This is a genomic window from Bradyrhizobium sp. NAS80.1, assembly GCF_001908205.1.
Taxonomy (GTDB): Bacteria; Pseudomonadota; Alphaproteobacteria; order Rhizobiales; family Xanthobacteraceae; genus Bradyrhizobium.
Window position 1 is genome coordinate 22,883 of record NZ_LGHL01000241.1, and the last position, 21,572, is coordinate 44,454.

Annotated in this window: 20 protein-coding genes; 10 read left to right on the forward strand and 10 right to left on the reverse strand. The window is 63.8% G+C overall.

Annotation, left to right across the window (positions count from 1 at the left end):
- Nucleotides 1-84: 84 nt before the first annotated feature.
- Entirely contained in the window at nt 85-1,797 is a 1,713-nt protein-coding gene (locus AC629_RS39570) for a caspase family protein (RefSeq protein WP_084810100.1), read from the reverse strand.
- A 164-nt stretch (nt 1,798-1,961) separates the two neighbouring features.
- Between AC629_RS39570 and AC629_RS39575 the strand changes: the two genes are divergently transcribed.
- From AC629_RS39575 to AC629_RS39590, 4 genes are all read left to right on the forward strand, one after another.
- On the forward strand, nt 1,962-3,317 hold the full coding sequence (locus AC629_RS39575; RefSeq protein WP_084810119.1) for a hypothetical protein: 1,356 nt from the start codon (nt 1,962-1,964) through the stop codon (nt 3,315-3,317).
- A 64-nt stretch (nt 3,318-3,381) separates the two neighbouring features.
- Nucleotides 3,382-4,578, forward strand: a complete 1,197-nt coding sequence (gene metK, locus AC629_RS39580; protein ID WP_084810101.1) for a methionine adenosyltransferase — start codon at nt 3,382-3,384, stop codon at nt 4,576-4,578.
- A 126-nt stretch (nt 4,579-4,704) separates the two neighbouring features.
- Nucleotides 4,705-6,126: an adenosylhomocysteinase gene (ahcY, locus tag AC629_RS39585; protein WP_084810102.1), complete on the forward strand. Its 1,422-nt coding sequence runs from the start codon at nt 4,705-4,707 to the stop codon at nt 6,124-6,126.
- Nucleotides 6,127-6,286: 160 nt separating this feature from the next.
- Entirely contained in the window at nt 6,287-7,747 is a 1,461-nt protein-coding gene (locus tag AC629_RS39590) for a flavin-containing monooxygenase (protein ID WP_084810103.1), read from the forward strand.
- A gap of 18 nt (nt 7,748-7,765) precedes the next feature.
- On the opposite strand, the gene AC629_RS39595 is transcribed toward AC629_RS39590, so the two are convergent.
- Genes AC629_RS39595 through AC629_RS39605 form a run of 3 tightly spaced genes read right to left on the reverse strand, consistent with a single transcriptional unit; the run spans nt 7,766 to nt 10,042 of the window.
- Nucleotides 7,766-9,046 (reverse strand): YbfB/YjiJ family MFS transporter, encoded by a 1,281-nt coding sequence (locus AC629_RS39595; RefSeq protein ID WP_084810104.1) that lies wholly within the window; start codon nt 9,044-9,046, stop codon nt 7,766-7,768.
- A 30-nt stretch (nt 9,047-9,076) separates the two neighbouring features.
- Nucleotides 9,077-9,313 carry a tautomerase family protein gene (locus tag AC629_RS39600; RefSeq protein WP_084810105.1) on the reverse strand — a complete coding sequence of 79 codons (237 nt, stop codon included), beginning with the start codon at nt 9,311-9,313 and terminating at the stop codon, nt 9,077-9,079.
- Between the two features lie 18 nt (nt 9,314-9,331).
- Complete coding sequence (locus AC629_RS39605) at nt 9,332-10,042, reverse strand: SDR family NAD(P)-dependent oxidoreductase (RefSeq protein WP_084810106.1); 711 nt, start codon at nt 10,040-10,042, stop codon at nt 9,332-9,334.
- A gap of 203 nt (nt 10,043-10,245) precedes the next feature.
- Here AC629_RS39605 and AC629_RS39610 point away from each other — a divergent pair, with 203 nt between their 5' ends.
- The 3 genes from AC629_RS39610 (at nt 10,246) to AC629_RS39615 (ending at nt 12,543) form a co-directional block, all read left to right on the forward strand.
- Nucleotides 10,246-11,169 (forward strand): LysR family transcriptional regulator, encoded by a 924-nt coding sequence (locus AC629_RS39610; protein WP_084810107.1) that lies wholly within the window; start codon nt 10,246-10,248, stop codon nt 11,167-11,169.
- Between the two features lie 145 nt (nt 11,170-11,314).
- Nucleotides 11,315-11,470, forward strand: coding sequence for a hypothetical protein (locus tag AC629_RS47360; protein ID WP_168195700.1), 156 nt, complete (start codon nt 11,315-11,317; stop codon nt 11,468-11,470).
- Between the two features lie 143 nt (nt 11,471-11,613).
- Entirely contained in the window at nt 11,614-12,543 is a 930-nt protein-coding gene (locus AC629_RS39615) for an aspartyl/asparaginyl beta-hydroxylase domain-containing protein (RefSeq protein WP_084810108.1), read from the forward strand.
- 128 nt (nt 12,544-12,671) lie between these two features.
- On the opposite strand, the gene AC629_RS39620 is transcribed toward AC629_RS39615, so the two are convergent.
- Together AC629_RS39620 and AC629_RS50345 are read right to left on the reverse strand one after the other, a co-directional pair.
- A complete protein-coding gene (locus AC629_RS39620) occupies nt 12,672-13,391 on the reverse strand; it encodes a sulfite exporter TauE/SafE family protein (RefSeq protein WP_084810109.1) in 720 nt (239 codons plus the stop codon).
- A gap of 3 nt (nt 13,392-13,394) precedes the next feature.
- Nucleotides 13,395-14,060 (reverse strand): Spy/CpxP family protein refolding chaperone, encoded by a 666-nt coding sequence (locus AC629_RS50345; RefSeq protein WP_349531558.1) that lies wholly within the window; start codon nt 14,058-14,060, stop codon nt 13,395-13,397.
- 10 nt (nt 14,061-14,070) lie between these two features.
- Between AC629_RS50345 and AC629_RS39630 the strand changes: the two genes are divergently transcribed.
- Together AC629_RS39630 and AC629_RS39635 are read left to right on the forward strand one after the other, a co-directional pair.
- On the forward strand, nt 14,071-14,529 hold the full coding sequence (locus AC629_RS39630; protein ID WP_084810120.1) for a YybH family protein: 459 nt from the start codon (nt 14,071-14,073) through the stop codon (nt 14,527-14,529).
- Between the two features lie 165 nt (nt 14,530-14,694).
- Nucleotides 14,695-16,035, forward strand: a complete 1,341-nt coding sequence (locus tag AC629_RS39635) for an MFS transporter (protein WP_084810111.1) — start codon at nt 14,695-14,697, stop codon at nt 16,033-16,035.
- Between the two features lie 84 nt (nt 16,036-16,119).
- On the opposite strand, the gene AC629_RS39640 is transcribed toward AC629_RS39635, so the two are convergent.
- The 3 genes from AC629_RS39640 to galE all read right to left on the reverse strand — a co-directional run bounded on the left by AC629_RS39640 (nt 16,120) and on the right by galE (nt 19,808).
- Nucleotides 16,120-16,821: a fumarylacetoacetate hydrolase family protein gene (locus AC629_RS39640; protein ID WP_084810112.1), complete on the reverse strand. Its 702-nt coding sequence runs from the start codon at nt 16,819-16,821 to the stop codon at nt 16,120-16,122.
- A 46-nt stretch (nt 16,822-16,867) separates the two neighbouring features.
- The gene (locus AC629_RS39645) at nt 16,868-18,676 is read right to left on the reverse strand and encodes an ABC transporter ATP-binding protein (RefSeq protein WP_084810113.1); all 1,809 of its coding nucleotides are present in this window, start codon (nt 18,674-18,676) and stop codon (nt 16,868-16,870) included.
- 118 nt (nt 18,677-18,794) lie between these two features.
- Nucleotides 18,795-19,808 (reverse strand): UDP-glucose 4-epimerase GalE, encoded by a 1,014-nt coding sequence (gene galE / locus AC629_RS39650; protein ID WP_084810114.1) that lies wholly within the window; start codon nt 19,806-19,808, stop codon nt 18,795-18,797.
- Nucleotides 19,809-19,933: 125 nt separating this feature from the next.
- Here galE and AC629_RS39655 point away from each other — a divergent pair, with 125 nt between their 5' ends.
- The gene (locus tag AC629_RS39655) at nt 19,934-20,971 is read left to right on the forward strand and encodes a glycosyltransferase family 4 protein (protein WP_084810115.1); all 1,038 of its coding nucleotides are present in this window, start codon (nt 19,934-19,936) and stop codon (nt 20,969-20,971) included.
- A 339-nt stretch (nt 20,972-21,310) separates the two neighbouring features.
- Here AC629_RS39655 and AC629_RS50035 read toward each other — a convergent pair.
- A partial coding sequence (locus AC629_RS50035) for a hypothetical protein (protein ID WP_210419182.1) occupies nt 21,311-21,572 on the reverse strand: 262 nt, incomplete at its 5' end.

Here is a 21,572-nt window from a genome sequence, read left to right on the forward strand (position 1 = left end):
CACGCATGAGCGAAGCGACATGCGGGACTTCTTCCCGGATATCGCTTCGCTCATCCGGGCTACGTCGTCCGGCAAGCGCGGCCGTCACTTCTCCGCCAGATAGACCTCGCCCAGCAGCGACGAGTTCGACCACGGCACCTGCTTGTTCTTCGTGCTCGAGACGACCTCGGCCCGCACGCGCGTGAGCATCTGCTGCACTTCAAGGCGCGGTGTGCCGAGATGACGGGAGAGGGCCGCCGAGAACGGTGAATTGGCGCCTTCGCCGTCGAGCGCAACCTGTCCCGGTGCGGTTGCGAAAGCGATCAGCGTGCCCGCGCCCAGTGTCGCGCCGGCACCCAGGCTCGTTGGCGCGGCGAGGCCCGAGGCGCCCTCGATCCCGCGATTGCTGCCGGCGGACGCGACCTGCTGCGCCATCGGATTGTTGCGGCAGGCATCGAAGATCAGGATGTTGGTGCGGACCTGATCGTCGAGGCCGGCCATGATCGTATCCATGTCGATCATCGCCTCGGTCATGCTGCTGCCGGCCTTCAGCTCCACGTCGACGGGAATGAGATAGTTGCGGCCGTCGACCTGGACGCCGTGGCCGGCATAGTAGACCACGGCAACTTGCGCCCGCGCCGCCTCGCGCAGGAATTCGCGCGTCACCTTCTGCATCGCGGTGCGGTCGAGATCGACGCCTTCCGACACGGTGAAGCCGATGTCGCGAAGGCTCTTCGCGACGGCGCGCGCGTCGTTGGGTGGGTTGGGCAGCGCCTTGACGTGCGCATAGGCGCCGTTGCCGATCACCAGCGCCATGCGCTTGCCTGGAGTAACCGGGGCAGGCGAGGGCGCAGGCGCTGTGCCCGTCTGCTGCGGGGCCGGTGCCGGCTGCGTCGTCGGCGACGGTGCATCGCGTGGGATCGGCGCGCTCGCGTCCGTCACCAGTGACAGCCGTACCTTTGCGGTCGCCTGGTTGGCCTTGCTGCCGGCATCGGAGGCCGTGACCGCTAGCGTCGCATTGTAGTCGTCCTTCGCATGCGCGTAGTCACCCTTCGCCTCGTAGGCCAGCGCACGATGGATGTAGGCCGAGATCAGCACACTGTTCGGCGGCGTCATGATGTTGACCGGCGGCTTCTCCCTGGCGAGCCGGATCGCTTCGCTGCCGTCGGCAATCGCGCGATCGAGATCGCCTCTTGCGCGCCAGATCGTGGTGCGGCTGATCAGCGGCTGCGGCAGCGTCGGGTCGAGCCTGATGGCCTGGTTGATGTCGGCGAGCGCGCCGTCGAGATCGCCGAGCGCCTTCTTCGCGCTGCCGCGGTTCTGATACGAGAACACCGAGTTCGGCTGCATCTTGATCGTGGCATCGTAGTCGGCGATCGCTTTGGCGTAGTCGCCCTTGCCGCGCCAGGCATTGCCGCGGTTGTGGAAGATGATGCCGCTCGGCGGGCCGAGCTTGAGCGCATCGTCGAAATCGGTGATCGCGATCTCGAACTCGCCCTTGTCGTAATAGGCCGATCCCCTGAGGCTGTAGGCCGCCTGGCTCGGCTGGAGCTGGATCGCTTCCGTGGTATCGGCGATGACCTTCGAATAGTCGCCCTTCTTGTTCCAGCCTACCGCGCGCCAGAAGTAGATTGTCGCGAGCTGCTCGCCCCTGAACACCTTCAGCGCGACGATCTTGTTGCAGGCCTCGATCATCTTGTCCGCCGGCGTAGTGTCGGTTGTGCAAAGCGGCCCGAGCTGGCTGCGTGCCTGCGCGAGAGCGGGCGCCGGCCACAGGGTTGCGGCGAGCAGGCAGGTCGCAACGAGCACACGGCGCATGGCGGTGGTTCCGTAAGAGGAGAAGCGCTTGTTTGTTGCCCGGCGGAGCGTCGGGGTTCACGCTCTCGTCATTGGAAGTGGCGCAAAGCAGAAGGGGTATTCCCCCAGTGGGCAGGATTTGCTAATGGGTGGCTCCCAACAAGGCTGCCCACCGCTTCCCACTGATGAAGAACGATGAAATCCTGAGCCAAATCACCGAGTTCTGCCGCAAGGCAGACATGGCGGAATCGACGTTTGGCCGGCGCGCGGTGAACGATGGGAAGCTGGTGAACCGCCTCCGCGAGGGAAAGCGCATCACCATCGACACGCTGGAGCGGATCCAGGCCTATATGGCCGCGTCGATGACCGGCGGCATGCCGCCGCCGCGAGGACTTCAGGTGCCCCCGGAGAAGCGCGATCCGCGCGGCAATTTCCGTTTCTTCGAGAACCGGCAAAAATACCTGCTGTTCGTCCACACCTGCAGCGAGAAGCGGGTCATCGCCGATCGCGTCGCGCTGGAGCTTGCCACCATCCATCCGCGCCCGCCGGCACTGCGGATATTCGACGCAGGCGTCGGCGACGGCACGGTGCTGGCGCGGGTGCTGCGTGCCACGCACCAGCGCTATCCAAACATGCCGTTCTATGTCGCCGGCAAGGAGCTCAGTCTCGAGGACCTGCGCCTGACGCTGGAGAGGGTGCCGGACCGCATTTTCGAGCATCCGGCATCGGTATTCGTCTTCACCAATATGTTCTACTCGGAAGCGCCCTGGCTGACGCCGGCATCGCCTTCTGCGGCGGCGGCTACCGTCTGGCACGAGGTCCCGCTGCGGGGCGCCTCGTCGGGAGAGTTCGAGCAGCAGATCGCCGAGCTCCGGCCATTCCTGGAGCAGAACTGGCGGGCCGCGATCAGCCCGCGCACGGCCATGCCGCTGTATGAGCGGCCCGTCGTCCTGGTGCTTTATCGCGAGGACCACAAGTTCCTGCTGGATTCGACCATTCCACGGCCGGGCCAGACCGAGGCCAATTTCGACCTCGTTATTGCATCCCAGCCATACCGCGCCCTGTCCTCGGTCAATTTTCGGGCAAAACGGATCATTGCGCCCTTGGCTCGGGCGCTTCGGCCCGGAGGTCGCCTGATCGGTATTCACTCCCACGGTCATGATCCGGGCATGGAAATGATTCAGGCGATCTGGCCTGGAGAAAATCCTTTCTCGGTCAGCCGTCATGAGCTATTGCGCGCGGTGAAGTACGAGCTCGGATCGTTGGGCCGCGACCTAAATTTTAATGCTTACGCGGATAACCGTTCGATCTTCAGGTATGATATGGAAGCGCTGCCCAACGAGGTGACGGGCACCATCGGAACCTCGACGGCCTTTGCAGCGTGGAATGCGGCGGTGTATGTCGCTCAGATCGAGGACGACCGGTTGACAGATATGACTCAAAACGGCCGCACTCTGGATGCCGCCAGGGACGTGCTGCGAAAGTACAACGGGCTCTGGTTTTACGACGAGTCCTACGTCATCTCGCGACGGCGTGATTGACATAATCCGAAGCTAAACATCGCAAACCAGCCGCCGGCTAGCGGCGGAAGTAAGGGGTTACTTGATGCGCGCGTCTTATCTTTTCACCAGCGAGTCCGTGTCCGAGGGGCATCCCGACAAGGTCTGCGACCGGATCTCCGATGAAATCGTCGATCTGTTCTACCGCGAAGGGCCGAAAGCCGGCATCGATCCCTGGCAAATCCGCGCCGCCTGCGAGACGCTGGCGACCACCAACAAGGTGGTGATTGCCGGTGAGACCCGCGGTCCGAAGTCGGTGACCAACGAGCAGATCGAAGGCGTCGTCCGCAACGCGATCAAGGACATCGGCTACGAGCAGGAGGGCTTCCACTGGAAGACCTGCGACATCGAGATCCTCCTGCATCCGCAGTCGGCCGATATCGCGCAGGGCGTCGATGCGCTGCAGCCGGGAGAGGTCAAGGAAGAAGGCGCCGGCGACCAGGGCATCATGTTCGGCTACGCCACCAACGAGACGCCCGATCTGATGCCGGCACCGATCTTCTACGCCCACAAGATCCTGCGCCTCATCTCCGAAGCGCGCCACTCCGGCCGCGAGAAGGTGCTGGGCCCGGACTCCAAGAGCCAGGTCACCGTGCAGTACGAGAACGGCAAGCCGGTCGGCGTGCGCGAGATCGTCGTCTCGCATCAGCATCTGGTCGAGGATCTCACCTCCAAGCAGGTTCGCGACATCGTCGAGCCCTATGTGCGTGAGGCGCTGCCGAAGGACTGGATCACGCCGAAGACCATCTGGCACATCAACCCGACCGGCAAGTTCTACATCGGCGGTCCGGACGGTGACTCCGGCCTGACCGGCCGCAAGATCATCGTCGACACCTATGGCGGCGCGGCTCCGCATGGCGGCGGCGCGTTCTCGGGCAAGGATCCGACCAAGGTCGACCGCTCGGCCGCCTATGCGGCGCGCTACGTCGCCAAGAACATCGTCGCGGCCGGTCTTGCCGACCGCTGCACGCTGCAGCTCGCTTACGCCATCGGCGTCGCGCGCCCGCTGTCGATCTACATCGACACCCATGGCACCGGTAAGGTGCCGGAGGACCAGCTCGAGAAGGCCGCCGCGCAGGCGATGGATCTCACCCCGCGCGGCATCCGCAGTCATCTCGACCTCAACCGCCCAATCTACGCGCGCACGTCGGCCTACGGCCATTTCGGCCGCACGCCGGACAACGAGGGTGGCTTCTCCTGGGAGAAGACCGACCTCGTCGAGCAGCTCAAGCGCGCGCTCTGATTACCAACGTCATTCCGGGGGGCGCCGCGACAGCGGCGAACCCGGAATCTCAAACCGCCAGATTCCGGGTTCGCTCGTTTCACGAGCGTCCCGGAATGACGAGTTAAACAAACAGGAACCTCCGCAATGAACGCGAAGCCCGGCTTCACCGATTACATCGTCAAGGACATTTCGCTCGCCGATTTCGGCCGCAAGGAGATCTCGCTCGCCGAGACCGAGATGCCCGGCCTGATGGCAACCCGCGAAGAGTTCGGCCCGAAGCAGCCGCTGAAGGGCGCGCGCATCGCCGGCTCCCTGCACATGACGATCCAGACTGCGGTGCTGATCGAGACGCTGGCCGCTCTCGGCGCCGACATCCGCTGGGTCTCCTGCAACATCTATTCGACGCAGGATCACGCCGCCGCCGCGATCGCTGCCGCCGGCATTCCCGTCTTCGCCGTCAAGGGCGAGACGCTGACCGAATACTGGGACTACACCGCAAAGCTGTTCGACTGGCACGGCGGCGGTACGCCGAACATGATCCTCGATGACGGCGGCGACGCCACCATGCTGGTGCATGCCGGTGTCCGCGCCGAGAACGGCGACACCGCCTTCCTCGACAAGCCGGGCTCCGAGGAAGAAGAAATCTTCTACGCGCTGGTCAAGCGCCTGCTCAAGGAGAAGCCGAAGGGCTACTTCGGCGAGATCGCCAAGAACATCAAGGGCGTCTCGGAAGAGACCACCACGGGCGTGCATCGCCTGTACGAGATGGCGAACAAGGGCACGCTGCTGTTCCCCGCCATCAACGTCAACGACAGCGTCACCAAGTCGAAGTTCGACAACCTCTATGGCTGCCGTGAATCGCTGGTCGACGGCATCCGCCGCGGCACCGACGTGATGCTGTCGGGCAAGGTCGCGATGGTCGCCGGCTTCGGCGACGTCGGCAAGGGGTCGGCCGCTTCGCTGCGCCAGGCCGGCTGCCGCGTGATGGTGTCGGAAGTCGATCCGATCTGCGCGCTCCAGGCGGCGATGGAAGGCTACGAGGTCGTGACCATGGAAGACGCCGCGCCTCGCGCCGACATCTTCGTCACCGCGACCGGCAACAAGGACATCATCACCATCGAGCACATGCGCGCGATGAAGGATCGTGCCATCGTCTGCAACATCGGCCACTTCGACAACGAGATCCAGATTGCCTCTCTGCGCAATCTGAAGTGGACCAACATCAAGCCGCAGGTCGACGAGATCGAGTTCCCCGACAAGCACCGCATCATCATGCTGTCGGAAGGCCGCCTCGTGAACCTCGGCAACGCGATGGGCCATCCGAGCTTCGTGATGTCGGCGTCCTTCACCAACCAGACGCTGGCGCAGATCGAGCTCTTCGCCAACAACAAGGACGGCAAGTACGAGAAGAAGGTCTACGTGCTGCCGAAGACGCTCGACGAGAAGGTCGCGCGCCTGCACCTCGCCAAGATCGGCGTCAAGCTCACCGAGCTGCGCAAGGATCAGGCCGACTACATCGGCGTGAAGCAGGAAGGTCCGTACAAGTCGGACCACTACCGCTACTGAGACCTGAATTCGATCGACGATCGACGCGAAGCCCCGGAGCGATCCGGGGCTTCGTTGTTTGGCTGCCGCCTTGCCAATCTCGTTACGGTTGTGTCGAGTGTTGATTGCCAGTTGACGAACGGCGTGGTCAGTCGGACAATCCTTGCTGGCGGAGGAACGCATGCAACAAGAACATTTCGACGTGCTTATTGTCGGGGCCGGCCTGTCCGGCATCGGCGCGGGCTATCATCTTCAGACCAAGTGTCCGGGCAAGAGCTACGTCATCCTCGAGGGCCGCGACTGCATCGGTGGCACCTGGGACCTGTTCCGCTATCCCGGCATCCGCTCCGACAGCGACATGTTCACGCTCGGCTATTCGTTCAAGCCGTGGACCGATCCGAAGGCGATCGCCGACGGGCCGCAGATCCTGAACTATGTGCGCGAGACCGCCGCCGAGAATGGCATCGAGAAGCACATCCGCTTTCGCCATCGCGTCAAGCGCGCGGCGTGGTCGACGCCGGACGCACGCTGGACGGTCGAGGCTGAGCGCATCACGGGCGAGGGCGCGACCGGGATCGTGCGCTTCACCTGCAATTTCCTGTTCATGTGCGCCGGCTACTACAAATACGACGAAGGCTATACGCCCGAGTTCAAGGGCGCAGCCGACTTCAAGGGCCGCATCGTGCACCCGCAGAAGTGGACCGACGACATCGACTATGCGGGCAAGCGCGTGGTGGTGATCGGCTCGGGGGCGACGGCGGTGACGCTGGTGCCGGAACTCGCCAAGAAGGCGGCAGACGTCATCATGCTGCAGCGCTCGCCGACCTATGTGGTGTCGCGGCCGGCGCAGGACCCCGTCGCCAATAAGCTGCGCCGCAATCTGCCGGCGACGCTGGCCTACCACCTGATCCGCTGGCGCAACGTGCTGTGGGGGATGTATTTCTTCCAGCTCAGCCGCCGCAAACCGGCGCGCGTTAAGCAGTTGATCCTCGGCGGCGTCAGGATGGCGCTCGGGCCGGACTATGACGTCGCCACCCATTTCACGCCGCGCTACAACCCCTGGGACCAGCGGCTCTGTCTTGTGCCTGACGGCGATCTGTTCAAGGCCATCCGCGACAAGCGCGCCACCGTCGTCACCAGCGAGATCGACACCTTCACCAGGGATGGAATCCGCCTCAAGGGCGGCAACGAGCTCGTGGCCGACATCATCGTCACAGCGACGGGCCTCGTGCTCCAGGTCGTCGGTGGCCTCGAGGTCAGCGTCGACGGCCGCGCCGTCGATTTCGCCAACACGCTGACCTACAAGGGCATGATGTATGCCGACGTGCCGAACATGGCGTCGGCCTTCGGCTACACCAACGCGTCGTGGACGCTGAAATGCGATCTCACCTGCGAATATGTCTGCCGGCTCATCAACTACATGGACCGGCACAATTTCCGGCAATGCATGCCGCACAATGGCGATCCGACGATCACCGCGCAGCCTTCGCTTGATTTCAGCTCCGGTTACGTTCAGCGTGCGGTCGCGAAAATGCCGAAGCAGGGATCGAAGCAGCCGTGGCGGCTGTACCAGAACTACGCCCTCGACATCGTCTCCTTGCGCTTGGGTCGGATCGACGACGGCGTGATGCAGTATTCCTGATCGCGCCGTCACCCGCGGTTATGCCTTGCGCGTTGTGAGCGCGAGCGCGAGGTCGATCGCGAGCGCAAGCACCACGGCGCCGCCACCAAGTGCGAACAGGACCAGATAGTCGCCGCCGGTCTGCGCATAGATCCAGGAGAAGCCGTAAGCGGCGGCCGCCTGGAACAGCGCAAAGCTGGTGGTGGCGTGGCTCCATGTCGCGCGCTGCTGCTCGGCAGAGTGCGGGACGAGCTCATGGATGCGTCCGAGCACCAGCGGCACGATGCCCGGCGTGAAGCCGCCGACCACGACGCTCGACACGATCAGCGAAAGGGGCGCGGTGCTGACGGTCGGGAGCAGCACGGCGGCCGCCTCGATCAGGAAAGCTGCTCTCAGCGCCGGCCCGAAGCCGGATCTATCACCGAGATGACCGGTGACGAGCGGACCCACGATCGCACCGAGACCGTACAGCACCCAGTAGCGCGATCCCGCGGCAATGCCCTGGCCGAGGCCGCGCGCCACGAAGTCGACGATGAAGACCATATGCGGCACCAGCGCCACCGCGTTGAGGCCGTATTGGATCAGCAGCGCACGGGCCGCGAGCGAGGCTTGATGGTGCTTCGCTGCATTCGGAGGTGCAGCATCCCCCTTCGCTTCGGCAGGCCAGTTCCACCAGCTCGCGAGCGTGAGCACGGCGGAGAGCATCCCAAGGCCATACCAGCTTTGCTGCAAGCCCTGTTGAAGCAACAGCGGGACCAGCGTGCCCGATGCCGCGACGCCGAGGCCAACGCCGGCAAAGATCACGCCCCCGACGATGCCGCGTCTGGCGGGCGAGGTGTGCGGCAGAATGACGGAGGCCGCCAGCACCATGATGATTCCGCCGGTCAGGCCGGAGAGGAAACGCCAGGCGAAGAACCAGGTGAACGACACCGGCGATGAGCTGGCGAAGAAGGAGAGGGTGGCGAGCAGCATCATCGCACGCAGCGCGCGGGCCGCGCCGAAGCGGGTCGCTGTGGCCCGCGCCGCGAGCGCGCCGGCGAGATAGCCTGCAAGGTTCGCCGCGCCGAGATAAACGACGTCCGACGCGCTGAACCACTTCGCTGCGATCAAGGCTGGGATCAGCGGCGTGTAGGAAAAGCGGGCGAGGCCAAGCCCGACCAGCGATGCGGACAAGCCCGCGACGGCATAGCGCCAGATCTGCTGCGAAGAAGTCTGCTGCGAAGAAGCTTGCTGTGAAGATGTCTGCCCCGATTGTGAGGCCGATCCCGGCCGCTGATGCGGCCGGGTCCCGATGTGTCGCTTCGTATCTGCGTTGGTCATGTCATCCTCCTGCGCGCGATGGCGCGCGGATCATCCGGCCTGGGCTGCGCGGCGGCGCCGGAATTCCAGCGCGGGCAGGCCGCCCCAGCCCCAATTGTCAGTGTCGACTTCCTCGATCACGACGAAGGTGGAATCGAGCGGCTTGCCGAGCACGTCGAGAAGGAGCTGGCTCGATCCGTTGATCAGCGCGGCCTTCTCCTCCGCGGTGAGCGACGTCGCTCCCGGTGTCGTTCCCTCGCGGGTCACTTGAATGGTGACGATGGGCATCTCGTCTCTCCCTGGCGGTCAGTGGCCGGCGCTCTGGCCGCCGTCGACATGCAGGATTTCTCCGGTGACGAAGCTCGCATGCTCGAGATAGAGCACGGCATCGACGATATCGGACATCTCGCCCATGCGGCCGACCGGGTGCAGCGCGCCGAGCTGGGCGTGTGTCGCCACCGGGTGCATCGGCGACTTGATGATGCCGGGCGCAACCGCGTTCACCCGGATGCCGCGCTTGGCGTATTCGATCGCGAGCGACTTCGTTGCCGCGTTGAGGCCGCCCTTGCTCAGCGAGGCCAGCACCGAGGGCACGTTCGAATTGGCCTGGTCGACCAAGGTGGTCGTGATCTGAACGACGTGGCCTGAGCTCTGCTTCTCCATCTCGGCGATGGCGAGCTGTGTCAGGCGGAAGAAGCCCGCAACGTTGATGCCCATCACTGCGGCGTAGTCCTCGGCGGTGTACTGCGTGAACGGCTTTGCGACAAAGATGCCGGCATTGTTGACCAGCGTGTCGACACGGCCGAAGCGGGCGACCGCTTGCGAGACCACGCGCTCGGCGGTCTTCCAGTCGGCAATGTCGCCGGGCACTGCGAGGACGTCATCATCGCCAGACGGCTTGATGGAGCGCGCCGTTGCGACGACGCGATAGTTGCGATCGCGAAAACCCTGGACCAGGGCGGCGCCGATACCCTGCGATGCACCGGTGATGATGGCGACCTTCTGCTCGATACCCATGATGGGCTCCTGTTGTTGACCTGTGCCAGCGGCGGCTGGCCTGCGTGATGACGTACGCCGTGGCGGCCCGGCTGCGAATACGCGCTGTCCGGCAGACACTCTTTCGCGGCGCGAGCGAATGCGGGATCGCCGCCCGGCGGCGGTTGTCGCGGCCGGCGCGAACGCCTAGCTTGCGACTGGAATTCCACGGGGTGGCGGGAAGGATGGATCGTCTGGATGCGATGAAGGTTTTCGTCCTTGCGGTGGACGAGGGCAGCCTTGCCGCCGCGGGCCGCAAGCTCGGCCGCTCGCCGGCCGCGGTGAGCCGCGCCATTGCCTTCCTGGAGGAACGGGTCGGCGCCGAGCTGCTGCACCGGACGACGCGGTCGATCAAGCTGAGCGAGGAGGGCGAGCGCTACGCGGCGATCTGCCGCCGCGTGCTCACCGAGTTGGAGGAGGCCGACGACATCGCGGCCGGACCACGCACGGCGCCCCGCGGCCTGCTTACGATCACCGCTCCGGTGGTCTCGGGCGAGATGGTGCTGCGGCCGATCCTCGATGCATTTCTCGACGCCTACCCGACGGTCTCGGCAAAGCTGTTGCTGTTCGACCGCGCGGTCAATCTGGTCGAGGAGGGCGTGGACGTGGCGCTTCGCATCGGCCCCCTCGCGGATTCGGCGATGGTGGCGATGCGGGTCGGCGGGATCAGCCGCGTCGTGGTCGCGGCTCCGCGCTATCTGAAGCAGCATCCGCGCATCTCTGAGCCCAGCGATCTCGCCAAGCATCAGATCGTGGCGATGGCGCATCTCCCCAATTCCTGGACCTTTGCGCCACCGGCGGGTTCTTCAGTGCCGCGCACCGTCCAGTTTACCCCGCGCCTCGTCGTCAACAGCACCTATGCGGCCGTGGCGTCCGCCGTCGCCGGGCGCGGCGTGGCGCGGATGTACTCGTACCAGGTGGCCGAGCAGGTCGCGCGCGGCGAGCTCGAGATCGTCCTGGCCGGCGACGAGGACCCGGAGATGCCCGCGCATCTGATCTGCCCGCAGGGCCGACTCTCCGTGCCCAAGGTGCGGGCCTTCAGCGACTTTGCCGTGCCCCGACTGAAGAAGCACTATGCGTTGCTGAAGAAGAGCGTCAGTGCGCGCTGAGCGGCTGTGCGCCCGGCAATGCGTTGTTTGACCTATTCGGCTGCCGGGCTGAGTCAGCCATCCTGCCCAAACGGTTAACGACGGATTAACCGGCAAGTCCTAGCCTGTCTCGGCCGGGGTTACTCGCAAGGCCGAGGTGAGCCCAATGGAAGCCCAGAAGATCGCGGTCGACGCCGTCGTCGCGCTGACCGGTTGCGACCGCGACACCGTCATCGCCTTCATCCGTCGGCTCTATCTCGCCGGCGTCACCGACCCCAAGCGCCTGACCTTCAAAGGTCTCCAGGCCCTGTCGCGGGCGTGATCCGGTTCGTTTCGGCCGGTCTGAGCCCCAGGTTCCATTCCTGGCTCTCCCCAGAGTGATTGCAACCCACCGGTGAATATCTTGCCGCTCGGGCCGGGTCGGGCTACACGAATCCCCGGCTGGGTCGCTTGGGATTTGGGGATATGCTGAAACAGCTTTTTGCGCCGCAACTCGTCATTCTCTATGTGCTCGCGGCATCGACGATCTACGTTCACCTCCGCGGAAAGCAGCGGCTGCGCTTCGCGCGCCAGCTCGGCGATCACTCGACCTATCTCGCACCCTACAACGTGCTGATGTATGCGGGCTCGGCGGTGCCGAACAAGCCGGTGATCTCGGTCGAGCAGTTTCCCGAACTCAAACCGCTCAGCGAGAACTGGGAGACCATCCGTGACGAGGCGGTGCGCCTATTCGACGAAGGTTTCATTCGCGCAGCCGCCAAGAACAATGACTGGGGCTTCTATTCGTTCTTCAAGAGCGGCTGGAAGCGCTTTTACCTGAAATGGTACGATGACTTCCTGCCCTCGGCGCGCACGCTGTGCCCGAAGACGGTGGAGCTGCTCAACTCGATTCCGAGCGTGCATGGTGCGATGTTCGCGATGCTGCCGCCGGGCGGCAAGCTGGGAGCGCACCGCGATCCCTTCGCCGGCTCGTTGCGCTATCACCTCGGCCTTGTCACGCCGAACTCGAACAAGTGCCGCATCCTGGTCGACGGCGTCGAATGCGTGTGGCGCGACGGCGAAGCTTTCATGTTCGACGAGACCTTCATCCACAGCGCGGAGAATGCGACCGACGTCAACCGTATCATCCTGTTCTGCGACGTCGAGCGTCCGATGAAGTATGGCTTCATGACCGCGATCAACCGCTGGGTCAGCCATCACATCGTCAAGGCGTCGGCGACCCAGAACGTCGACGGCGAGAATGTCGGCGCGCTCAACAAGGTGTTCGGCAAGCTTTACGAGATCCACCTCGGCAGCCGCAAGGTCAAGGAGTGGAACCGCAACGTCTACTACACGCTGAAATATTCGCTGACGGCGCTGATCCTTGGCCTGATCGTGATGTCGGCGCTGCGGTAGAGCATGTGCGTGGGGCGGATTGGCGAAGCGCATCCGACCTTCTGCGCAGCAACAATCGACGTTGCGTGTTGTGGCACGTTGGGTTTGGCGGATTTTTTTTGGCGCGAGGTTGACGTCCTAACTCGGATTCATCTGAAGACCACCAGTTGAAGCCCGGCAAAGCCGAGGACGGCAGCGAGAATGTAGCGCGTTGTTGCTTGCGAGAGCCATCGCAGGCCAATCATAGTTCCGATCATGGCGCCGGCGAGTGCACCCAAGGCATACAGCCAAGTTTGGCTTGATGGTGCCTGCCCCGCGTGAAGCGCACCAACCAATCCAACAGCAGAGTTTCCCACGATGAATGGCGCGGAAAGCGCAGCGGTCTGTTTGGGTGATGCCCAGCGCGTCCTAACCAGAACGGGAGCCAGGAAAACGCCGCCGCCGACACCCGTTAGCCCGGAGATGAAACCGACGCCTGCGCCCGTGGATATCGCAGCCCAGAGCGGAGTAGTGCGGTCTGATGCGTCCCGGTTGCTCCGTCCGATGATCAGGAAGACAGCGGCGACCAGGAGCACGATCCCCGTCACCGCGTTGTAGATGTTTTCGGCTAGAACAATGGATGCGCCGACCAGGGTGGTTGGCAGAGAGGCGATCAGAAGCGGGTTCAGCTTTGCCCAATCGATATGGCTGCCGCGATTGAACAGCCACGTGGAATAGGTGGCCGCGACGATGTTCAGCAACAAAGCGGTCGGCCGCATCTCATTTGGAGGAAACGAGGCAAAAGCCATCAAGGCAAGAAACGCCGTTCCTCCAGCCTGACCTACTGTTGAGTAGAGAAGCGAAACAATAGCGAAGCACGCCGTCAGCATTGTCTAGTGATGGTGCTTGTGTCCTTCGGAGCTATCAGTGCGCTGGTAACCTCGCAGCTCCGCGTAGCGCTGCATTTGGCTCTGGTTGAGCAAAGACGCAGTCGACAGATGATACTTGAGGTGGCTCTCGCGGAGCTGTCCCTGAGTTTCGGCAATCGCAGCGGTGGCCGCCTTGAGCGACTCCGATGTTACAGCGCGGGCGGAGAAAAGACGGTCCAACTCCGCTTCTTGCTCGACGAGCTTGTTACCCAGCGGGACCGTCTCTTGCTTCATCGCATCGAAGAGCCGCTGAACCTGGACGCGTTGATCCGGGGTCAAGTCGAGGCGATCGCCAAGCTCGAGAACGTGACTGGGACCGGGATATCCATTGAGTTCGGCGGCAAGAGCCAGGCCCATACCGCGTCCGGCGCGAAGATCGTCGATCTGCTGGTGAGACAGCGCCTTGATCGAGCGCTGCTCAAGGCCAGCATAGGGCTGCCCGGACTGCGCACTGGCAGCATTGCACGTGACGACGAGTGTTGCCGCAAGCAGAAGGAGGCGTCTCATGAGTCTGGTCCGTGAAATCAGCCCGGCTCGTCGATCGATCTCCACCGGTGCTCTCAAAGTACATATCTTGCTGGATGGTTCACCCCATGGCAACAAGATTGCCGCGATCCAGCAACCGAACATGGAGCAGGCAATGGCCCCGTTGCCACTTGCGAACACCGAGATAGTGCAATTCTTCCACGAGTGGATGGAAACTTTCGCGGGCTATGTCCGCGAGGTCGACTACGCCTCGGCGCGGCCGCTCTTCCACCCGGATGTGCTGGCCTTCGGCACGCATAACGATGTCATCCCGGGCCTCGATCAATGGGTCTCGACGCAATGGGACAACGTCTGGCCAAAGACGAGCGACTTCCGCTTCGTCCTCGATCAGACCTCTGTCCTGGCGTCTCCCGATGGCACGATGGCGACGGTTATCGCGCCGTGGACGAGCACGGGCTACCATCCCGATGGCAGCGCGTTTCCGCGCCCGGGCCGGGCCACCATGGTGTTTCTGGGGAATGCCGATGGCTGGCTGTGTGTGCATTCGCATATGTCACTCAACCGTGGTGTGCCGCAGGCTAGTCACGCCAATCGCCAGGTGAAGGCGTGGTAGAGCGGGCTCGCACGTCAACTTAGCCTCCGGCACCTGCTGACCGACGAAAGTTCTATGCGCCATTTGCGGTTTGCAGGAACCCTCTGGCGCGCAAGTTGGTTTGTAACCAAACGACTCGGTCAGGGTTCAAACCGAGGGGGGGGCGCGTCAGAAGGAGACGCTCCCATGACAACGCTCGGCCTCGACGCCGCCCAACTGCCCCCATCCGAGCATCAGATCCAGCTTCGCCGCGCCGTCATCGCCTCTACGGTGGGGACTGCGATCGAATGGTATGATTTCTTCCTCTACAGCACGGTTACGGGCCTGGTCTTCGCCAAGCTGTTCTTCCCGAATTCCGACCCTTGGGTCGGCACGCTCGAGGCATTTGCCATCTATGCGGTGGGCTTCGTTGCGCGTCCGATCGGTGCGGCGATTTTCGGACACTACGGCGATCGCATCGGCCGAAAATCGACGCTGATTGCGACGTTGCTGCTGATGGGACTGGCGACGGCGGCGGTGGCCGTGGTGCCGACCTATTCGCGCATCGGCATATGGGGCGCGGTGATCCTGACCGTGCTGCGCTTCATCCAGGGTGTTGGCGTCGGCGGCGAATGGGGCGGCTCGGTGCTGATGTCGATGGAATGGGCGCGCAACGACCGGTCCCGCGGGTTGATCGCGTCCTGGCCGCAATTCGGCGTGCCCTGCGGCCTGTTCCTTGCCAACCTCGCCGTGCTGGCATTCAGCCAGATGGCGGGCGACCGGTTCCTGGCCTGGGGCTGGCGCATACCGTTCGCGCTTAGCCTGATCCTGGTCGTCGTCGGTCTCTACATCCGGCTCGGCATCCTGGAAACACCGGTGTTCTCCAAATTGCTGGCCGAGCGCCGGCTCGACCGCACGCCGATGCTGACGGTGATCAAGCAGCATCCGAAGGAAATCCTGCTCTCGGCCTTCGCGCGCATGGCCGAGCAGGCACCGTTCTACATTTTCACCGCGTTCGTCTTTTCCTACGGCATCGGCACGCTGCACCTCTCGCGCGACTTCCTGCTGACAGCGGTGTTGTCGGCCGCGGTGCTGTCATTCGTGACGATTCCGGTTTGCGGTCATCTGTCCGATCAGATCGGCCGCAAGAACATGTACATGGCCGGCGCGGTCGTCACCGGCATCTTCGGCTTCATCTACTACGCGATGCTCGATACTGGATCAGAGGTGGTCGTCTTCCTCGCGATCTTCCTGTCGCTGATCCCGCACGACATGATGTACGGTCCGCAAGCAGCCCTGATCGCCGAGAGCTTCACCGGACGTCTTCGCTACAGTGGCGCGTCGCTCGGCTATCAGTTTGCATCCGTGATCGCGGGTGGCCCCGCGCCGTTGATCGCAGCATGGCTATTTGGCAGGTACGGGTCAGCGACTGCCATTGCTGTCTATATCGCAGCGTGCTCCGTCATCTCGCTGGTCGCGACCGCGCTGATGACCGACTACACCGGCAAGGATATTAATGCCGTGGGCGCGCATGGTTCGCACGCCTGAGGCTGACTTCGGGAAAGCCGTTCACACGAAAAAGCCCCGGACGCTGCGTCCGGGGCTTTTGCAGTTCCAGTTCTGATCGCGAGCCTATTCCGGCTGGCCGATCGAGACCTTCAGCGTGCCGACACCGTCGACGCCGCATTCGAGCTTGTCGCCCGGTTGGAGCTGCGACACGCCGGCAGGTGTGCCCGTCATGATGATATCGCCGGCGGCGAGTTTCACCTGCTGGGAGAGTTGCCAGATGATTTCAGGCACGTTCCAGATCAGCTCGGTGAGGTCGCCCTTCTGCGCTTCCTTGCCGTTGACGGTAAGCCAGATCTTGCCCTTGGAGGGATGGCCGATCTTCGATGCCGGCTGCAACGCGGAGCAGGGGGCGGAGCCGTCGAACGACTTGCCGATCTCCCAGGGGCGCTCCTTCTTGCGCGAGGCGATCTGGAGGTCGCGGCGGGTGAGGTCGATGCCGACGGCGTAGCCGTAGACATGGTCGAGCGCCTTGTCGGCGGGGATGTTGAGGCCGCCGCTCTTCATCGCGACGACCAGCTCGACCTCGTGATGCAGGTCCTTGGTCAGCGGCGGGTAGGGAATGGTGGCGCCATCGGGCACCAGCATGTCGGCATGCTTGGCGAAGAAGAACGGCGGAGCGCGCTCGTCATTGCCCATCTCGCGGATGTGCTCGAGGTAGTTGCGGCCGACGCACCAGATGCGGCGCACCGGATAGCGGCCGCTCTCGCCGACGACGGGAAGCGAAGCCTGGGGCGGAAGCGGGATGACGTAGGAGGCGGCGTTCATGAAGCGGTCTCGCTGCTCTTGAGGTGACCTTGGGGTGAGATGAATGCTATGCGGTTGCACTGATCGGCGCCAGCCCCAAGGGGCCAGTGTCGTGATGTTGCAGCCGGAAGAAGGAGGCGTAGCGGCCGCCGCGGCGAAGCAGCTCGTCGTGCCGGCCTTGCTCGACGATCTCGCCGCCCTCGACCACCAGGATCGCGTCGGCGTGCATGATGGTGTGCAGGCGATGCGCGATCACAATGGTGGTGCGGTTCTGGCAGAGATGCTCGATCGCCTCCTGCACCTGCCTCTCGGACTCCGAGTCGAGTGCGGCGGTGGCTTCGTCGAGCAGGATGATCGGCGCGTTCTTGATCAGCGCGCGTGCCACCGCGATGCGCTGGCGCTGGCCGCCCGAGAGCTGCGTGCCGTGCTCGCCGACCGGCGTGTCGTAGCCGAGCGGAAAGCCCATGATGAAATCATGCGCGCAGGCCGCCTTCGCCGCCTCGATGATCTCGTCCTCGCTCGCGCCCGGTCGGCCGAAGGCGATGTTGTTGCGGATGGTGTCGCGGAACAAATAGACGTCCTGGCCGACATAGGCGGTCTGCGCCCGCAGCGACTTGCGCGAGATCGCGTTGATCGACTGGCCGTCGATCACGATGTCGCCCTGCGTCACCTCGTAGAAGCGCAAGAGCAGCGCCAGCACCGTTGATTTGCCGCCGCCGGACGGGCCGACCAGCGCGGTGACCTTGCCGGGTTCGGCGACGAAGCTCATGCGGTTGAGCACGGTCTCGCCAGTGCGATAGGAGAAGCTGACGTCGCGCAGCTCGATGCGGGCGTCGGACAGTTTCAGCGCCGGCTTGTCGTCGTCGGTGTGCTCGCTTGCCGGGCTGTCGACGACCTCGAGGAGCATGCGCGCGCCGACGAGCTGGCTGTTCAGGTCGATGTTGAGCCGCGCCAGCCGCTTGGCCGGCTCGGTCGCCATCAGGAACGCGGTCATGAAGGAGAAGAACGCGCCGGGCGTGGCGTTGAGCGCGACCACGCTGTAGCCGCCATAGAGCAAACAGCCGGCGACGGCGAAGCCGCCGAGCATTTCCATCAACGGGTTGGAGCGGTTGGCGACACGGGCCATCTTGTTGGCATTGCGTTCGACGATCGCGATATTCTCGTCGATGCGGCTCTGCATCGTGTCTTCGAGCGTGAACGCCTTGACCGTGCGGATGCCCTGCAGCGACTCCTGCATCGTCTCCAGGATGTCGGCGGTGCCGGTGAACTGGTTGTAGGCGAGGCCCTTGATGCGCTTGACCAGCTTGCGCAGCACAAGCATCGCCGGCGGCACCACGACGAGGCCGATGAATGACATCAGCGGGTCCTGCCAGACCATCACGCCGATCATGGCGAGCAGCATCAACAGGTCGCGCCCGATGGCGTTGACCAGCATGTTGAGGACGTCGGTGATGGATTTGGCGCCGGCCGTCAGGCGCGCCAGGAATTCAGACGAATGCCGCTCGGAGAAGAAGCCGACGCTCTCGCTCATCAGCTTGGCGAAGAGCTGGCGCTGGTTGGTGGCGAGAATGGCGTTGCTGATCTTGGTCAGGATCACCATGTGGCCGTAAGTCGCCACGCCCTTGATGAACAGCAGCACGACCGTGACGCCCGACAGCATCGCGATGCCCGGGATGTTCTTGTCGACATAGGCCTGGTTGATGACCTGGCCGAGCACGTAGGTCGCGCATGCGGTTGCGCCGGCAGCGACCGCCATCAGCGCGAAGGCAACGAGGTAGCGCCGCCAGTAGACGACCCCCTGTTCCATGACCAGGCGGCGAATCAGGATCGCTGCTGCATAGGGATCGTCGGTAATTTTCTTTGGAAACTGGGCCATCCGTAGTCCATTGACGGCACAGGAAAAAGCCTGCCCGCGCGTCAGGGATCGAAAGGCCTCTGTGCCCGCTAAAGCGGGGCTTTTCAAGCCCAATTAAGGGCTTGCGCCGGGACGGAATCTAGGCCGAGACGGCGTGGCGGAGTTCGCCATGGCGCTCGCGGAACAGCTTCTCCTCCCACGCCAGGGCGTGGGAGGCGATGGTCTCGAGGTCGTCGTATTGCGGTTTCCAATCGAGCAGGCGGCGGATTCGGCTGGTGTCGGCGACCATGGTCATGATGTCACCGGGCCGGCGCGGCGCGTATTGCACCGCGAAACTGCGCCCCGAAACCCGGCGCACCGCGTCGATGGTTTCAAGCACCGAATAGCCGCGGCCGTAGCCGCAATTCAGCGTCGTCGAGGCGCCGCCATTGCGCAAATAAGCCAGCGCCGAGCGATGGGCCTGCGACAGGTCCGTGACGTGGATGAAGTCGCGAATGCAGCTGCCGTCCTGCGTCGGGTAGTCGGTGCCGAACACGTCGATCTTGGCGCGCTGGCCTGTTGCAGCCTCGACCGCGATCTTGAGCAGATGCGTGGCGCCGACGGTGGCAAGGCCGATGCGCGCCTGCGGGTCCGCGCCGGCGACGTTGAAGTAGCGCAGCACGACATATCGCATGCCGTAGGCGGAGGCGACGTCGTGCAGCATGATCTCGGTCATCAGCTTCGACGAGCCATAGGGCGACAGCGGCCGCGTCGGCGCATGCTCGGGCACCGGCACCTGGTCCGGATTGCCGTAGACGGCGGCGGTCGAGGAGAAGATGAAGCGGTTGATGCCGCGCTTCACTGCGACGTTGAGCAGGTTGCGCGCGGTCATGAAGTTGTTGCGGTAGTAGCCGAGCGGATCGCGCATCGAATCCGGGACGACGACCGAGCCGGCGAAATGGATGATGCTCTCGATATTGTGCTGGGCGATCACGCCCTCGACCAGGTTCTCGTCGCCGGCATCGCCAATGAACAGTGGCACGCCTTCCGGCAAATAGGCTGAAGAACCGGTGGAGAGATCGTCGATCACCACGACGTCCTCGCCGGCTTCCGCCAGCGCCAGGACCGTGTGACTTCCGATATAACCGGCGCCGCCGGTGACTAGCACAGTCATTGATCTCACCCGTCTTCGATCAACACGATGCTAACGGTTGCGCGGTGAAGAGGGGGTTTCGGCAGCCCTGAACTGGCCACTATGCTTAATGTTGCGTATAGGAGGCCTGCTAAACGGAGCATGACGTGGCGAATTCCCCGGACGATCTGCAGGTGATCGTGCCAAATCTGCACAGGCGCTATTCCGGGGTCACCGCGACCAACCGGATGGTGGCGCCGCGGCTGGCAAGGCTGTTTCGGGCTGCGTGGTTCGGCTCGGATGCGCCGGAGGGGATCGCGCGCCTGAGCGCCGCTGATGTCCTGAAACTATGGCGTCGCAAGGCGCCGCTGATCTGGCACGCGCGCCGCAACAACGAGATGATCGCAGGCGTGTTGTTGCGCGCGCTTGGCTGGCCGCTCAGGCTCGTGTTCACCTCGGCGGGGCAGCGGCATCACAGCTGGATCACGCGCTGGCTGATCCGGCGCATGGACGCGATTATCGCGACCTCTGACATCTCGGCCTCGTTTCTCAAAGTGAAGGCGACGGTGATCCCGCATGGTGTCGACACCGACGTCTATGCGCCGCCGATCGATCGCGCCGCGGCTTTTGCCGAGAGTGGTTTGCCAGGCCGCTACGCGATCGGCTGCTTCGGCCGCGTGCGGGCGCAGAAGGGCACCGATGTCTTCGTCGATGCGATGTGCCGATTGCTGCCGCGCTATCCGGATTTCACCGCCGTCATCGTCGGTCAGGTTACGCCGGAGCAGACTCCCTTTGCCAACGACCTGAAGAAGCGCATCGAGGCGGCGGGCCTGCAATCGCGCATCGTCATCACCGGCGAGCTGCCGATCGAAGCGGTGCAGCGCTGGTATCAGCGGCTGACCATCTACGCCTTCACCTCACGCAATGAGGGTTTTGGCCTGACGCTGATCGAGGCAATGGCGGCCGGCAGCGCGCTCGTCGCCGCGCGCGCCGGCGCGGCCGAGCTCGTGGTCGAGGATGGCGTGACCGGCGTGCTGATTCCGACAGGGGATGCCGATGCGCTGGCTGCGGCGCTGGAGCCGCTGATGCGTGATGTGGCTGCCGCAACCGCGATGGGCGAGCGGGGGCGGGAGCGGGTGCTCGAACGTTTCAGCCTGGATGCGGAGGCGGCACGGATCGGGGACGTCTACCGTCCGCTGCTCTGATCGGCCGCTTTCGCGACCGCAAACAAAAATCTCGAAAAACAACCCCATGCAAAGTAGCCGGGGGCAGTTGGATCAATGACTTACCTGTCAGCGCGATCCTTCTGGTTTTGCGAACGTTGACACGTCGGGCAAAACACCGGCACGATGTCATCATCGGCTGTCCCATAGACGTCGATTTTCCGCGGCAAAGCGGAAGTCACCGGGCTTGACCTTGATCGGCGGCTTGTGGACCCCAAAGCCGCCGTTAACGAAAGAGCGGAGCTTGCCCGCTCCGTCGGGCGATCAGACCTCGACTCGTTCCGCGATGAGAAGCGCGTCGTCCACGTCGCTAGCCAAATATCAAGCGGTACTCCCAAGTGTCATGTTGCCGAACACGAGTTCGGCGTTAACCACCGCTAACGGTTCTCGTCGAAGCGAAATCGCTTCGAAGTTTCTTAAATTTTGCTGGGTACCTCTTCCAGGCATGGTGACCTGGGGAAAGAGATGCGTAAGCGGGCCAAACGTGGAAAGGCAGAGACGCTCGCAATACCGATGGCCGGGAGAGTTGCAATTGGCGCCGTGGCCGTCGCCGTCGTGGGGTACAGTTTGCTGTCTCGCCCGG